Genomic DNA, 13,855 nt, shown 5'->3' on the forward strand with positions numbered 1-13,855 from the left:
GGCCGCGATCCCCGGCCGCGAATCGATCAGCGTCATATCCAGGTCGAACCCCACCACGAGTCCGCCCGCCGGTCCGGTCGCAATGGGGCGGGCATCTTCACGCTCACCGCCCGCACCGCAGGCACGGTCGCGGGACCCTCGGTCTCGCTGGCCTTCGTGTTCGCGGCCATCGCCTGCGGATTGACGGCATTGTGCTACGCCGAGTTCGCGTCGACGGTGCCGGTGGCGGGCAGTGCGTACACGTTCGCGTACGCCACTTTCGGCGAGGTCATCGCCTGGATCATCGGGTGGGATCTCATTCTCGAGTTCGCCCTTGCCGTTTCGGTGGTGGCCAAGGGGTGGTCGCAGTATCTCGGCGAGGTGCTGCACGGGGTAGTGAGCCCCGTCGCGCACGTCGGATCCGTCTCGTTCGACTGGGGCGCGGTGCTCATCATCGCCATCGTCGGCGTGCTGCTGGCGACCGGCACCAAGCTGTCGTCGCGGGTCTCGGCCGTCGCGGTCGCCATCAAGCTGGCCGTGATCGCGCTGGTGCTGGTGGTCGGCGCGACCTACTTCAAGGCGTCCAACCTCAGCCCCTACATTCCGCCATCGCAGCCCTCCACGCAGGCGGGCGGGGTGCACCAGTCGCTGTTCTCCTTCCTGACCGGTTCGGGCGGAACGAGTTTCGGCTGGTACGGGCTGCTGGCCGCGGCCTCGCTGGTGTTCTTCGCGTTCGTCGGTTTCGATGTGGTCGCCACCACCGCCGAGGAGACCCGCAATCCGCAGCGTGACGTCCCGCGCGGCATCTTCGGCGCGCTGGCCATCGTCACCGTGCTGTACATCGCGGTGTCGCTGGTGCTCACCGGCATGGTGCCCTACACCGAGCTGTCGAGCGGGAACGCCACCCTGGCAACGGCTTTCGCCATTCACGGTGACATGTGGGTGAAGAACATCATCTCCATCGGCGCGCTGGCGGGCCTGTCCACGGTCGTCATGGTCATGTTCCTGGGCCAGACCCGGGTGCTCTTCGCCATGGCCCGTGACGGCCTGCTGCCGCGCGGCCTCGCCCACACCGGCAAGCACGGCACCCCGGTCCGCCTGACCGTCATCGTCGGCGTCGTCTGCGCCCTGCTCGCCGGATTCGTGGACTTCGGCACGCTCGAGGAGATGGTGAATATCGGCACCCTGGTGGCGTTCGTCCTGGTCTCCCTGGGCGTTCCGATCCTGCGCCGCACCCGCCCCGACCTGAAGCGCGGCTTCCGCGTCCCCCTTGTGCCCCTGATTCCGATCCTGGCCGCCCTGGCCTGCCTGTGGCTGATGCTCAACCTGTCCATCGAGACGTGGCTGCGCTTCGTCATCTGGATGGCCCTGGGCATCGTCATCTACTTCGCCTACAGCCGCCGCCACTCGGTGCTGGGCAAGCAGCCGACCACGGAGCCTCAGACGGTGACTTCGGAGATCACCGAACGGGTCGGCTGAAATTTCGTGACCGTGTAGACGGCCAGCCCCTCCCGGTGGAAGGGATCCTCGGTGATGATCGCGTCGATGGTGGCGCGATCATCGCCCTGCGCCAGAATGAACCCTCCGGTACGCGGGTTCTTCCGCCCCGCGAGCAGGAACGTGCCGTCCGCCAAATGCCGGTCGAGATAGGCGTAGTGCTCGGGAATGAGGGTGTCGAGCTGGTCGAGGACACCGTCGTGATAGTGCAGATCGAGAATGAACATGGCTGACAGCTAACGCTTCCGGTGGACGCCACGTCGAGGCCGCATTTTGCGGGGGTTGCGCCGCCTCACCGGGTCGCGAAGTCGGGACATTGGTCAGTGTTGCCGCGCGATCGCGAGTTCTACCGTCGATGGGGTGAATACCGTTTCCGAGAATGTCGCGAGCACCGTCGACCAGGCGGTTCACAAGGCCGACGAGCTGCGCAGTCCCGGGCGGTTCCTGGTGTCGGCCATGCTGGCGGGGGCGTTCATCGCGGTGGGCGAGGTGCTCCTGCTCGTCGCGGTGTCGCCGTTCGTGGCCCAGCATTCGGCGGGGGTGAAACTGCTCGAGGGGGCGGTGTTCCCCATCGCGCTGACCCTGGTCATGTTCGCCGGAGCGCAGCTGTTCACCTCGACGGTGATGGTCATGCTGGTCGGTGCGCTGGCCGGGCGCACCGGTGTCAAGGACATGCTCATCGCCTGGGCCGCAACGCTTATCGGAAACTTCCTCGGCACCGTCGCCTTCGCCGCGATGGTGCACGCCTCCGGCGTCACCTCCTCCACCACCGCGAAATCCATGCTCGCCGAGCTGCTTTCGGCCAAGAACTCACTCGCGGGCGGACAGCTGTTCTGGCGTGCGGTGCTGTGCAACATGCTGGTCTGCCTCGCGGTGTGGATGTTCTCCCGGGTGCGCGGGTCCGGCGCGAAGATCGCGCTGCTGTGGATGCCGGTGCTGGTGTTCGTGGCCGTCGGCTTCGAGCACTGCGTAGCCAATATGTCGCTGTACACCATCGGAATGTTCGAGGGCCAAGCCACTTTCGTCGAACTGCTGCGCAATCTGATGTACACGGTTCCCGGCAATATCGTCGGCGGCGGTCTACTGGTCGGCGCGGTCTACTGGTACACCTCCGGCGCTCGCCGCTCACAACCCAACGTCGGCGAGCAGTTCGAACGCGCCCTGCACGATCCGCAGACTCTTGACGGCCGTGACGGCCTCGTCGAACGCGGTGTCGGGGTCGGACACCATCAGGCTGGTCACCAGGGTGCGGCCGGAAGCGGTGCGGGCCAGGTAGTTCAGGGAAAGTACGCCGGGTTCACTGCCGGGTTTGGACCAGACGGTCGGGAACTGCACACCGTTTAGACCCAGCCCGTGGTCGTCACGGGTCAGGATGTGATCGACTTCCGGTTGCCCGGAACGCGCGAGCACGGCGTAGGCGCGGCAGATGTCCATCGGCGTCGCGAACCATTCGAGCTCGTCGATATAGCGGGGGTGGGGCTTCTTGGTCCAGTCCGATGCCTTCGGATCGGGCAGCGGGAGATTCTCCAATTCCTCGATCAGACAGAGCCTTTCGTCCGGCGTGGCCGCGAGATACCGCTGTGCGTACACACCGTCATCAGGGACCTTGCACTGGAACATCGCCTTGGTCGTCAGGAACGGGGCAATCAAGGTCGGGTCGTGATGGCCGAGCGCGGCCAGCTGCCGATACACGGCGTCGCGGCCCAGATGGTGGATCAGATGATCGGTGGCGGTGTTGTCGCTGATCGACATCATGTACTCGGCATAGGTTGCGAGCGTGAGCTTTTCGCCGTTCGGGCGGTGCTGCAACGTGCCCGAGGGGAAGCTTTTCCACTCCTCCCGGATCGCCAGCGTCTCCTGCCAGTCGGCCGTGCCCGCGGCGACGGCGTCGGCTAGGGCCGCCAGCACGTACAGCTTGAATCCCGAGCCGATCGGGTGGACGGCGTCGGCGTCCAGACCGTGGATCAGGGACGGCTGTCCGGCCTCGTCGATCTCCGCCGTGACGAACGCGACCCGGCCGTCCAATTCGGCCAGGCGCGTATCGATTTCGGACCAGGAGCGCGGCACCGGGATATTCGCCGCCTCAGGAATCAGCCGTGCCCCGTCGATCAGCCCGTCGGCATCCAGGTGCATGACCAGCAGGCCCGCCGCGTCACCCGTCAGCGTGGCCGAGATCGCGTCCGGCTGCGACTTGCGTATCTCGCCGACCGCCACCCGCCCGAGACTGGTGAGCACGGCATTGAAACCTTCCACCCCGCCGACGGCGTCGACCAGGACCGTCGCCACCCGGCCGCCGATCTCGCTGTCCGCCAACGGCGCCCGGGTAGACGCACCCACCAACCATTCCAGCGCTTCCCCGGCGGCCGACTGATTCAACTCGGACATTCCCCACGCTCCGAACCTTCATCGTTATCACTATTGATATCAATACTTTTATCACAACTGATATCAATCGCGGTAGGGTCCGACCGTGACCGGTTCCGCGGATCTGCTGCTGCACCCCGTTCGCCTGCGCATCGTGCAGGCGTTCCTCGGCGACCGCGCCTTGACCACATCCCAACTGCGAGAAGAACTTTCCGACGTCCCCCCGGCCAGCCTGTACCGGCACATCGCTCGCCTGGCGCAGGCGCAGGTGCTCAGCGTGGTCGCCGAGCGGAAGGTCCGCGGGACCACCGAACGCACCTACGTGCTGCGGGTCGCCGCCGCGTCGATCGGCCCCGAGGAGGCCGCGTCGATGAGCGCCGACGAGCATCGGCAGGCGTTCACGGCCTTCGTGGCCGGTCTGATGGCCGACGCCGACCGGTATTTCGACCGCGCCGATATGGACCTGCAACGCGACCAGGTCACCTACCAGCTCAGCGGCCTGTGGCTCGACGACGACGAATTACGGGAACTACTGGGCGAATTGACCCGGGTCCTCGCCCCGCGCGCCGCCAACGGACCGAGCGCGCGCCGCAAACGCCGCATCCTGGCGTCCATCCTGCTGCTGGGCGACGACGCCGATCCACCTGTCACACCCCCCGCGTAGGCTGCGACGACATGCAGCCCGCCACCGCTGTCGTAGCCGACCTCGTCGCCGCCATCGACCCGTGGGACGACCTCGAAGACCTGCACCGCACCCGCACACTGGCCTGGCTGTCCGCCACCGACGACATCTGCCGCCGCGACACCCCCTCCACACCGTCACCCCACCTGGTGACCTACACCGTCCTCACCGACCCGGACAATCCCGCGATCTACCTTGGCCTGCACCGCAAATCAGGCCTGCATCTCCCCATGGGCGGCCACGTCGAACCCGGCGAACACCCGCTCAACGCCGCCGGTCGCGAAGCCCGCGAGGAAATCGGCATCACCCCGGCCTTCGACGTCACCGGCGAGACACCGCTGTTCCTGACCATCACGACCGTCACCAAACCCGAACGCCACGTGGATGTTTCACTCTGGTACGTGATCCGCGGCAGCCACACCCGGCCCTACGATCTCGATCCCGGCGAATTCGACAACGGTGCGTGGTGGCCCCTGGCCGCCGACAGCCCACCCCCGTCCGACCCCCATCTCCCCCGCTTCACCGCCAAACTCGCCGAGGCCCTGTCCACCCGGAAATCCAGGTGACCACCGTCTTCGTGCGCGCGTACCCTGGGCGCACATGAGCGTGCTGGTCGTGATTCGCGGCAACTCGAGCTCGGGAAAATCGACGACCGCCCTCGCGGTACAGCAGCGCTTCGCGCGCGGCGCCTGCCTGCTCGTCCCCCAGGATGTGGTGCGGCGGCAGCTACTTCGCGAACCGGACATCGCCGGGATGGCCAATATCGAACTGCTGGAACAGATCGCGCATTTCGGGCTGGCACGCGATCTGGTGGTGATCGTGGAGGGCATCCTCGACGTCGACCGCTACGGCGGTGCGCTCGAGCGCCTGACCGCGGCCGCCGACCACGCCCTGCACTACAGCTTCGACCTCACCTTCGAGGAGACCTGCGCACGGCATCGCAGTGGCGCCCGGGCGGGCGAGTTCACCGTGGAGCAGATGGCCGGGTGGTATCACGGCTGGCAGGCACTGCCGTTCGTCGACGAAACCCGGATCGACGCGAGTTGGCGCGCGGAGGCGGTCGCCGAGCGGATTCATCGGGACATCATGAGCGTCGGTCGTACGCCGTCTAGTGGGTCGGACGTGGGCTGATACGTTGGGTCGGTGACCCGAATGCATGACGTGACAGCGATGGATCAGGTGGATCCGGTGGATGAGGCCGGGAGCGTGGCCTATTACATCGCGCGGGGAGCGGGGGCCGACGGGTTCGAGCGGTATCTGTCGACGGCCTCGACGGTGAGCGTGTGGGCGGCGTCGATGCAGCATGGTGCGCCGCCGTCGGCATTGTTGGCGCGGGCCGTGGAGCAGTGTGCGACGCGCGCGGGCGCTCGGGTGGTGCGGTTGACGATGGAGATCCTCGGGCCGGTGCCGGTCGACGAGATCGAGGTGCGGGCGTGGATCGAGCGGCCGGGCAAGCGGGTGGAGTTGGTCGCGGCGGAACTCGTGGCCGTGCAGCCGGACGGCAGCCGCCGCGCGGTGGCCACGGCCAGGGCGTGGCGCATCGCCACCTCCGACAGTTCGGCTGTGGTGCATGCGGCCGATCCCGCGCTGCCGCCGGTGCCGGAGAGCGGTGAGGCCGACTGGGGTGTGCCGCCGGGCTGGGACGTCGGCTATGTGAAGTCGGTGGAGATTCGCGTGCTCGACGGTGACGCGACCACGCGGCGGGTGTGGGTGCGTCCGCGCGTCGAAGTAGTGCGGGGCGAGGAGATCTCGCCGCTGGTGCGGGTGTTCTCGGTCGCCGATGTGGCCAATGGGATCGGTGCGCGGCTGGATCCGCGCCAGTGGACCTTCATGAACACCGATCTGACGATCGACCTGTTCCGGCTGCCGGAGAGCGAGTGGATCGGTCTCGAGGTGCAGACCTCCATCGGCCCCGACGGCGTCGGCATGTGCTCGACCGTCCTGCACGACGAGCACGGCCCGATCGGCCGCTGCCTGCAGATCCTCGAGGTCCGAGCCCGGGACTGAGCCCGGCGACAAGCAAGCTGATATCCCCGGCGATAAGGAAACCGATATCGTCGGCGGGATGGATCCGCTGCGTCAGTTGCGCTACTTCATCGCCGTGGCCGAGGAGCTGCATTTCGGCCGGGCGGCGGAGCGGCTGCGGATCGCGCAGCCGGCGCTGAGTCAGCGGATTCGCAAGCTGGAGAGCGATCTCGGGGCGCGGCTGCTCGATCGCGACAGCCGCCGGGTCGAACTCACCGAGGCGGGGCAGATCCTGCTGGTGGAGGCGCGGGATCTGATCGCGCGATGGGAGCGGGCCACCTCGCTGGTGGGCAAGGCGCATCGCGGCGAGATCGACGCGCTGCGGGTGGGGGTGCCGCCGGAGCTGGCGGGGCGGGTGCTGGCGGCCATTCTCACCGCGTTCGAATCCCGTGAGGTCCGGGTGGATCTGCAGGAGCTGACCACGGCGGAACAGGTTCGGCTGCTGGCGGATCGGCAACTCGACGCGGGCCTGCTGCAATACCCGGTGGACGCGGTCGGCCTGGAATCCGGACCGGCGGTGGAGACGCCGCTGGGCGTGGTGCTGCCCCGCGATTCTCCGCTCGCCGCCCGCGCGACGCTCACCTTGGCGGACCTGGCCGGGCACGGTCTGGTCATCTTCCCGCGCGCCGCCGCGCCGGGCCTCTACGACGCCACCCTCCGCACCTGCTGGGAGCACGGTTTCCGTCCTACCTCGGTGCAGCATGCCCGCAATCCCGAATTCGTGCTCGGCATGGTGCTTTCCGGTCGCGGCGTCGCCTTCGACCAGGGGCTGGTGGCGCAGAAGGAGCCGCGCGTGGTGTGGCGGCCGCTGCCCGAAGGCACCTTGAGCTGGCGGCTGGCGTTGACCTGGCCTGCCGCCGCGCCGCACCCCCTGGTTCGGGAGCTGGCCGACCTCATCGTGACCGTGGTGCAGGGCGACGGAGCCTCCCGCCCCGCGCCGATGCAGGATGCCCAGGCCCCGCGACGCCGCCCGTGGGACGTGGTGGCGGGCCGACATTGAACGCCCCGAGCCGGGCGAGCCGGCGGCGGGTGATCGATCGTCAACCAGCCGTGCGCGATTCGCTCCGGCAGTCGTGGATGACGCGCTCGACCGCCTGCCGCCCGGCTTCCCCGATGGCCCGGTCCACCGCGGGCTGCCGCCCGTCGAGGCTGTGGGAGACGGTGAAAACCGCGACGGCGTAACGGCTTCCGTCCGGGTAGCCCACCACCCCGATCTCATTGCGGATGCCGGGCATGGTCCCGGTCTTGGACCAGATGTCGGTGCCGGGCGGGAAACCCGAGGGCAGCCGATTGCCGAACACCTGCCGCCGCATGAGATCCCGCACCCACCCGCAGGCCTCCGGTCCGGCGGCCCGGTCCTCGCCGATCAGCCACAGCAGCCGCGTCATCTCCCGCGCGGTGCTCGCGGTGGTGCGCAGCGGGTCCACCGCGCGCGAGCCGAACACGTCGGCGGCACTCGATTCCGGGTAGCGCCGGGCGAATTCGTGCAGGTCACGCGCCCCGATATCCTCGGCCATGCTGTAGAGGATGTCGCGCAGCGATCCGACGATCCGGGTCCGGTCCAGCCCCAATTCCCGCACCAGCGAGCGCACGTTCTCCACACCCACCCGGGCGAAGAGCAGATCCGCCGCGGTGTTGTCGCTGACGGTGAGCGCGAAGTAGGCGGCATCGCGGAGGCTGTATTCGACGTCGTCGAGGCAGCCCGCCGTGGCCACCCCGCCCAGCCGGTCGGCGGCGGTCGCCCGCACCCGGTCGGTGGCGTCGAGCTGGCCGGCCGCCACCTGCCGTGCGAACTCCAGCACCAGCGGCACCTTCACCACCGAGGACAGCACCACCGGTTCGTCCGCGTGCCAGCCGAATTCGCCGTCGCAGTCGAAACAGCGGGCATGCACCCGGCCCGCGACACCGGCCGTCCGGAAGATCTCGTCCACCCCTCCAGCATCCCCGCTCGACGAATCGGACGTTCGACCACCCGCCGTGAGCCCTCGCACGCTGCGACGATATCGATCGGTATATCGGTTTCCGACCGTGTTGGTCTTGGACAGCCACCGGTCATCCGTGTTGGGGTGGCAGGCATGGCAGAGTTCAGCAGGCGGGCGCTCACCGGTGTCTGCGCGGCGGTGATGCTGGTGACCGCGACGGCATGCACGTCGAATTCCACCTCCGGGCTGTCGAAGACGGTCGACGGTTTCGCCGACGCGCTGACCCGTGAGGATCTGTCGGCCGCCGCCGCGGCGACCAGCGATCCGGGGGCCGCCTCGACCGCGCTGAGCCCGCTGTTCGACAACCTCGGCAAGCAGGTGAAATTCACCGCGAGCAAGGTCGAGGCCAAGGACAACGGCGGCACGTTCACCCTCGACGCCACCTGGAAGCTCGGCGCCGACGGCAAGAACGAGTGGACCTACACCACCACCGGCCGTGCCGACCGCTCCGGCGGCGACTGGAAAATCCAGTGGGATCCGGCCACCGTCGCGCCCGGCCTCAACATCGGCCCGCTGTCCTACTCGATCGCCTATCCCGACCCGGCCAAGGTGCTCGACGGTGCCGGCGGCCCGCTGCTCACCCAGCAGGTCGTGACGCTGGTGAATGTCGCGCCGGGCGCGGACACCGCCGCCGTGGCCGCCGCCTTGGCGCCCGTCGCGCCGGACGTCACCGCCGCGAGCCTGCGATCGGATCTGGCCGCCGCGCAGGGCAAGCCGATCACCGCCGTCACCCTGCGCGACACCGACTACGCCGTCGTAGGGTCCGCGCTCACCAATCTGGCAAATGTCACCACCGCCCAGCAGACCCGGCTGCTGACCGTCGACAAGGCGCTGTCGTCGCCGACCTTCTCGGGCCTGTCGGACCTGTGGCAGCAGCAGGCCGACGCGGCCGCGGGCTGGGCGGTCCGCGCCCAGGGCACCGACGGCACGCAGCGGGTCGGCGGCCCGGATCCCAAGCCGGTCACCGACATTCGCACCACCCTCGATATCGGCTTGCAGCGGGCGGCCGAGGCCGCGCTGACCCCGATCACCACGCCCGCCGCCATCGTGGCCATTCAGCCTTCGACCGGGAACGTGCTGGCCATGGGCCAGAACGCGGCCGCGGACGCGCAGGGCCCGATCGGGCTGACCGGGCTGTATCCGCCCGGTTCGACCTTCAAGACGGTCACCGTGTCGGCGGCGTTGCAGGCCGGTCAGGTGACCCCGGACGCGATGGTCGCCTGCCCCGGCAAGGAGAACATCGAGGGCCGGGAGATCCCCAACGACAACAACTTCGACCTCGGCACGGTGCCGCTGCACACCGCCTTCGCCAAGTCCTGCAACACCACCATGGGGCGGCTGGCGGTGCAGCTCGCGCCGGACGGGCTGACCAACGCGGCGGCCCAGCTGGGACTCGGAATCGACTATGTGACACCGGGTCTGACCACCGTGACCGGCAAGGTGCCGACCGCCGACACGCCCGCGCTGCGGGTGGAGGAGGGCATCGGCCAGGGCAAGGTGACGGCCTCGCCGTTCGGGATGGCCCTGCTGGCCGCCGCCCTGGCACACGGTTCGGTGCAGCCGCCGACCCTGGTGCAGGGTCAGCCCGGCAAGCCCGACAAGCAGCCCCCGGCGCTCCCGGCCGGGATCGCGGATCAGGTGAAATCCATGATGCGCGAGACGGTTACGGGTGGCACCGCGACGGCCCTCCAGGATATCCCCGGCCTGCTCGGCAAGACCGGCACCGCCGAATACATCGACGACAAGCACGCCCACGGCTGGTTCGTCGGCATCGACGGCGATCTCGCGTTCGCCGTGTTCATCAGCGACGCGGGCAGTTCCGAACCGGCCGTGCAGGCCGCGGGTCGCATGCTGCGCGCCCCTCGCTGACCGCATTTCCCGCATTTCCCGAGATTGATGGAAGGGCTTATTTTGTCGACCCTGAAATACGGCGCGCTGGCGTCGCTGCTGGTTCTCGCCCCGGTGCTCGCCGGTTGCGACTCCACCTCGAAAAGCGAAGCGGCACAGTCGACTACCACGACGACAGCCGTCACCGACGATGCCGCGCTGCGCACCCTCGAACAGGACCACAACGCCCGCGTCGGCTTGTACGCCGTCGACACCGGAACCGGCAAGACCATCGGCTACCGGCAGGACGAGCGGTTCGCCATGGACTCGACCTTCAAGGGCCTGGCCTGTGCGGCGCTGTTGAAGGCGCATCCGCTCAGCAGCGGCTACTTCGATCAGGTCATTCATTTCACGGAGGCCGATCTGGCGGTGGGCGCTCCGGTCTCCAAGGACCACGTCGCCTCCGGCATGACGGTGAGCGAATTGTGCGCGGCCGCCATCGAAGCCAGCGACAATGCCGCGGCCAATCAGGTGCTGAAGCTGCTCGGCGGGCCCGCGGCCGTCACCGATTTCCTGCGCTCGATCGGTGATCGGATCAGCCGCCTGGATCGGTGGGAACCGGAGCTCAACACGAATATCCCCGGCGACGAGCGCGACACCACCACCCCGGCCGCGCTGGCCGCCGATTACCGCGCGATCGTGCTCGGCGACGTGCTGCCCGCGCCCGAGCGCACGCAGCTCACCGACTGGCTGATCGCCACCACCACGGGCAACCAGCGCATCCGGGCCGGGCTGCCCGCGGACTGGAAGACCGGTGACAAGACCGGCACCGGCGATTACGGCCAGGCCAACGATGTCGCGGTCACCTGGCCCAGCGGCGGCGGCGCACCCGTGGTGATGGTGGTGCTGACCACCAAGCCCACCGATCAGGCTGCCGCAGCGGACAATCCGCTGGTCGCCGCCGTCGCCAAGGCGGCCATCGGGGCCGTGCACTAGCGCTATATTTGACAGTCTCGAAATGGGAAGAGGTAAGGCCCATGACGGCTGTCACCGCACTGTTGGCCGCGCTCGCCGACGGTTCCACCGAAATCGTCGATCTCACCGCGCCCCTGCATTCCAGCACTCCGATTCTGCAACTGCCCCCGCCGTTCTCGAACACCATTCCGTTCGGGCTGGAAGAAATCAGCCACTACGACGAGCGGGGTCCGGGCTGGTACTGGAACAACATCCACACCGGCGAGCACACCGGGACCCATCTGGATGTGCCGATCCACTGGGTCACCGGGCAGCAGGGTTTCGATGTGCTTGGGACGCCGCTGCAGGGGCTGCTCGCGCCCGCCGTCGTCGTCGATGTCGCGAGCCGGGTCGCCGGAAACCCTGACTTCCTCGTGGAAGTCGACGATCTGCTGGACTGGCAGAAGCAGCACGGCCCACTGCCGGACGGCGGCTGGGTCCTGCTGCGCACCGGCTGGGACGCCTACGCCGACGACGCGGCCCGCTTCCTCAACACCGACGAGACCGGGCCGCACTCCCCCGGCCTGTCGGCGGACTGCGCCGAATGGCTTGCCCAGCAACCGATCTTCGGCATGGGCGTGGAGACCGTCGGCACCGACGCGGGCACGGCGCACAGCTTCGACCCGCCGTTCCCGTGCCATCACTTCCTGCTCGGCGCGGGCAAATGCGGGCTGACCCAACTGCGCAACCTGTCCCGGCTGCCGACCACCGGGGCCGGGCTGATCGTCAGCCCGCTGCCCATCAAGGGCGGAACCGGCAGTCCCGCGCGGGTTCTCGCCCTCGTCGACCGGTGACGACCATGCCGACCGTGGCCGAGGCCGTCGGCCGCACCCTCGCCGAACTGGGCGTCTCCCGGGTCTTCGGCGTCGTGGGCAGCGGCAATTTCGATCTCACCAATGCCCTGCGCGCCCACGGCGTCGACTACATCGCGGCCCGCCACGAATGCGGCGCGACCGTCATGGCCGATGCCTACGCCCGCATGACCGACACCGTGGCGGCGGTCTCCCTACACCAGGGCTGCGGCCTCACCAATGCCCTCACCGGGATCGCCGAGGCCGCGAAAAGCCGTACACCCCTGCTGATCCTGGCCGCCGACACTCCCGGCGAATCCGTCCTCTCGAACTTCCGAGTGGACCAGACCGCCCTGGCCGCCGCCGTCGGCGCGACCCCCGAACGCGTCCACTCCCCGCACACCGCCATCGCCGACACCGTCCGCGCCTTCCGCATCGCGCGCGATCAGCGCCGGTGCGTAGTCCTCAACCTCCCGCTGGACATCCAGGCCGCCCGCATCCGCGCGCCGGAATCGCTCAACGTCCCCGAGCCCCCGGAGGCGGTGCAACCGAACGCGGCGGCGGTTGCGAAACTGGCTGGGCTGCTGGCGGAGTCGGCGCGGCCGGTATTCATCGCCGGTCGTGGCGCGCGCCGGTATGGACCGGAGTTGCGGGCGTTGGCCGCATCCACAGGCGCGCTGCTCGCCACCTCGGCGGTGGCGCACGGCCTGTTCCGGGACGATCCATGGTCGCTGGGCATCTCCGGCGGCTTCGCCACGCCTGCCGCGGCCGAACTGATCACCGGGGCTGATCTGATCGTCGGCTGGGGATGCGCTCTCAATATGTGGACCATGCGCCACGGCACGCTGATCGCTCCGGGAGCCGCTGTCGCCCAGGTGGACTCGGATAGTGCGGCGCTGGGTGCACACCGGCACGTCGATCTCGGGGTGCACGGAGATGTCGGGGAGACCGCGCGCGATGTGCTGCCCCTGGTATCGGCCAGGCCGGGTTATCGGACCACAGAGGTCGCCGAACACCTTGCGGCTGCGGGCAAGTGGCGGACAGTGCCGTTCGAGGACCTTTCGACGGCCGACCGCATCGACCCGCGCGTGCTCTCCATCGCACTCGACGATCTGCTGCCCACGGATCGCATCGTGTCGGTCGACTCCGGCAATTTCATGGGCTATCCCAGCGCCTACCTCGAGGTCCCCGATCAGTACGGCTTCTGCTTCACCCAGGCGTTCCAGTCGATCGGGCTGGGGTTGGCGACGGCCATCGGCGCGGCCCTGGCCCGGCCCGACCGGCTGCCGGTGGCGGCGCTGGGGGACGGCGGGGCGTTGATGGGTGTCGCCGAGTTGGAAACCGCTGTGCGCCTGAATCTTCCGCTGCTCATAGTGATCTACGACGATCACGCCTACGGCGCGGAAGTCCATCATTTCCGCGACGCCGACCTCGGCGCGGTGACCTTCCCCGACACCGATATCGCCGCGCTGGCCCGGGGCGCGGGCTGCGAGGCCGCCGTCGTCCGTAACGTCGACGACCTCGACATCGTCCCGAAATGGCTGGCGGGCGGGCGGAACACACCCCTGCTGCTGGACGCGAAGATCAGCAGCGACGGTGGGTCCTGGTGGTTACAGGAGGCGTTCGCCCGGCACTGAGCAGGCGACTCAGGACTGCCTCGTCGAGCTGCCACTGCCCAGGAAGGTCGAATTGCC

At 68.7% G+C, this 13,855-nt stretch carries 13 protein-coding genes and 1 pseudogene; 11 read left to right on the top strand and 3 right to left on the bottom strand.

Going from position 1 to position 13,855, the window contains the following annotated elements:
- On the top strand, positions 1–1,458 hold a 1,458-nt coding region (locus ACWELQ_RS18635; RefSeq protein WP_452398293.1), incomplete at its 5' end, for an amino acid permease.
- Here the strand turns inward: ACWELQ_RS18635 and ACWELQ_RS18640 are convergent.
- Positions 1,419–1,703, bottom strand: coding sequence for a YciI family protein (locus ACWELQ_RS18640; RefSeq protein WP_452398294.1), 285 nt, complete (start codon positions 1,701–1,703; stop codon positions 1,419–1,421). The two genes, ACWELQ_RS18635 and ACWELQ_RS18640, sit on opposite strands and share 40 nt — an antisense overlap.
- A 133-nt stretch (positions 1,704–1,836) precedes the next feature.
- Between ACWELQ_RS18640 and ACWELQ_RS18645 the strand changes: the two genes are divergently transcribed.
- Positions 1,837–2,820 (top strand): formate/nitrite transporter family protein, encoded by a 984-nt coding sequence (locus tag ACWELQ_RS18645; RefSeq protein WP_452398295.1) that lies wholly within the window; start codon positions 1,837–1,839, stop codon positions 2,818–2,820.
- Between the two features lie 291 nt (positions 2,821–3,111).
- Here ACWELQ_RS18645 and ACWELQ_RS18650 read toward each other — a convergent pair.
- A pseudogene (locus ACWELQ_RS18650) lies at positions 3,112–3,861 on the bottom strand (serine hydrolase); the annotation flags it as partial.
- A gap of 85 nt (positions 3,862–3,946) precedes the next feature.
- On the opposite strand from ACWELQ_RS18650, the gene ACWELQ_RS18655 reads away from it, so the two are divergent.
- Genes ACWELQ_RS18655 through ACWELQ_RS18675 form a run of 5 tightly spaced genes read left to right on the top strand, consistent with a single transcriptional unit; the run spans position 3,947 to position 7,547 of the window.
- Positions 3,947–4,504, top strand: a complete 558-nt coding sequence (locus ACWELQ_RS18655; protein WP_452398296.1) for a helix-turn-helix domain-containing protein — start codon at positions 3,947–3,949, stop codon at positions 4,502–4,504.
- Between the two features lie 11 nt (positions 4,505–4,515).
- Positions 4,516–5,088 carry an NUDIX domain-containing protein gene (locus ACWELQ_RS18660; RefSeq protein WP_452398297.1) on the top strand — a complete coding sequence of 191 codons (573 nt, stop codon included), beginning with the start codon at positions 4,516–4,518 and terminating at the stop codon, positions 5,086–5,088.
- A gap of 34 nt (positions 5,089–5,122) precedes the next feature.
- Positions 5,123–5,653: a hypothetical protein gene (locus ACWELQ_RS18665; protein ID WP_452398298.1), complete on the top strand. Its 531-nt coding sequence runs from the start codon at positions 5,123–5,125 to the stop codon at positions 5,651–5,653.
- 21 nt (positions 5,654–5,674) lie between these two features.
- The gene (locus tag ACWELQ_RS18670; RefSeq protein WP_452398304.1) at positions 5,675–6,529 is read left to right on the top strand and encodes a thioesterase family protein; all 855 of its coding nucleotides are present in this window, start codon (positions 5,675–5,677) and stop codon (positions 6,527–6,529) included.
- A gap of 58 nt (positions 6,530–6,587) precedes the next feature.
- Entirely contained in the window at positions 6,588–7,547 is a 960-nt protein-coding gene (locus ACWELQ_RS18675) for a LysR family transcriptional regulator (RefSeq protein WP_452398299.1), read from the top strand.
- Between the two features lie 40 nt (positions 7,548–7,587).
- On the opposite strand, the gene ACWELQ_RS18680 is transcribed toward ACWELQ_RS18675, so the two are convergent.
- The gene (locus tag ACWELQ_RS18680) at positions 7,588–8,478 is read right to left on the bottom strand and encodes a serine hydrolase (RefSeq protein ID WP_452398300.1); all 891 of its coding nucleotides are present in this window, start codon (positions 8,476–8,478) and stop codon (positions 7,588–7,590) included.
- 144 nt (positions 8,479–8,622) lie between these two features.
- Here ACWELQ_RS18680 and ACWELQ_RS18685 point away from each other — a divergent pair, with 144 nt between their 5' ends.
- The 4 genes from ACWELQ_RS18685 to ACWELQ_RS18700 are packed head-to-tail and all read left to right on the top strand — an operon-like array spanning position 8,623 to position 13,798.
- Positions 8,623–10,398: a penicillin-binding transpeptidase domain-containing protein gene (locus tag ACWELQ_RS18685; protein WP_452398301.1), complete on the top strand. Its 1,776-nt coding sequence runs from the start codon at positions 8,623–8,625 to the stop codon at positions 10,396–10,398.
- A 42-nt stretch (positions 10,399–10,440) separates the two neighbouring features.
- Positions 10,441–11,352, top strand: a complete 912-nt coding sequence (gene bla, locus ACWELQ_RS18690; RefSeq protein ID WP_452398302.1) for a class A beta-lactamase — start codon at positions 10,441–10,443, stop codon at positions 11,350–11,352.
- Between the two features lie 41 nt (positions 11,353–11,393).
- The gene (locus ACWELQ_RS18695; protein WP_452398303.1) at positions 11,394–12,164 is read left to right on the top strand and encodes a cyclase family protein; all 771 of its coding nucleotides are present in this window, start codon (positions 11,394–11,396) and stop codon (positions 12,162–12,164) included.
- A 5-nt stretch (positions 12,165–12,169) separates the two neighbouring features.
- Positions 12,170–13,798 carry a thiamine pyrophosphate-binding protein gene (locus ACWELQ_RS18700; protein ID WP_452398305.1) on the top strand — a complete coding sequence of 543 codons (1,629 nt, stop codon included), beginning with the start codon at positions 12,170–12,172 and terminating at the stop codon, positions 13,796–13,798.
- Positions 13,799–13,855 lie beyond the last annotated feature (57 nt).

Source organism: Nocardia sp. NPDC004722 (genome assembly GCF_053601505.1).

What these genes read in the sequence shown, in the direction of transcription:
- ACWELQ_RS18700 (WP_452398305.1), top strand. Translation starts at nt 12,170, where the DNA reads ATGCCGACCGTGGCCGAGGCCGTCGGCCGCACCCTCGCCGAACTGGGC.
- ACWELQ_RS18665 (WP_452398298.1), top strand. Translation starts at nt 5,123, where the DNA reads ATGAGCGTGCTGGTCGTGATTCGCGGCAACTCGAGCTCGGGAAAATCG.
- ACWELQ_RS18675 (WP_452398299.1), top strand. Translation starts at nt 6,588, where the DNA reads ATGGATCCGCTGCGTCAGTTGCGCTACTTCATCGCCGTGGCCGAGGAG.
- ACWELQ_RS18695 (WP_452398303.1), top strand. Translation starts at nt 11,394, where the DNA reads ATGACGGCTGTCACCGCACTGTTGGCCGCGCTCGCCGACGGTTCCACC.
- ACWELQ_RS18640 (WP_452398294.1), bottom strand. Translation starts at nt 1,703, where the DNA reads ATGTTCATTCTCGATCTGCACTATCACGACGGTGTCCTCGACCAGCTC.
- ACWELQ_RS18660 (WP_452398297.1), top strand. Translation starts at nt 4,516, where the DNA reads ATGCAGCCCGCCACCGCTGTCGTAGCCGACCTCGTCGCCGCCATCGAC.
- ACWELQ_RS18685 (WP_452398301.1), top strand. Translation starts at nt 8,623, where the DNA reads ATGGCAGAGTTCAGCAGGCGGGCGCTCACCGGTGTCTGCGCGGCGGTG.
- ACWELQ_RS18670 (WP_452398304.1), top strand. Translation starts at nt 5,675, where the DNA reads ATGCATGACGTGACAGCGATGGATCAGGTGGATCCGGTGGATGAGGCC.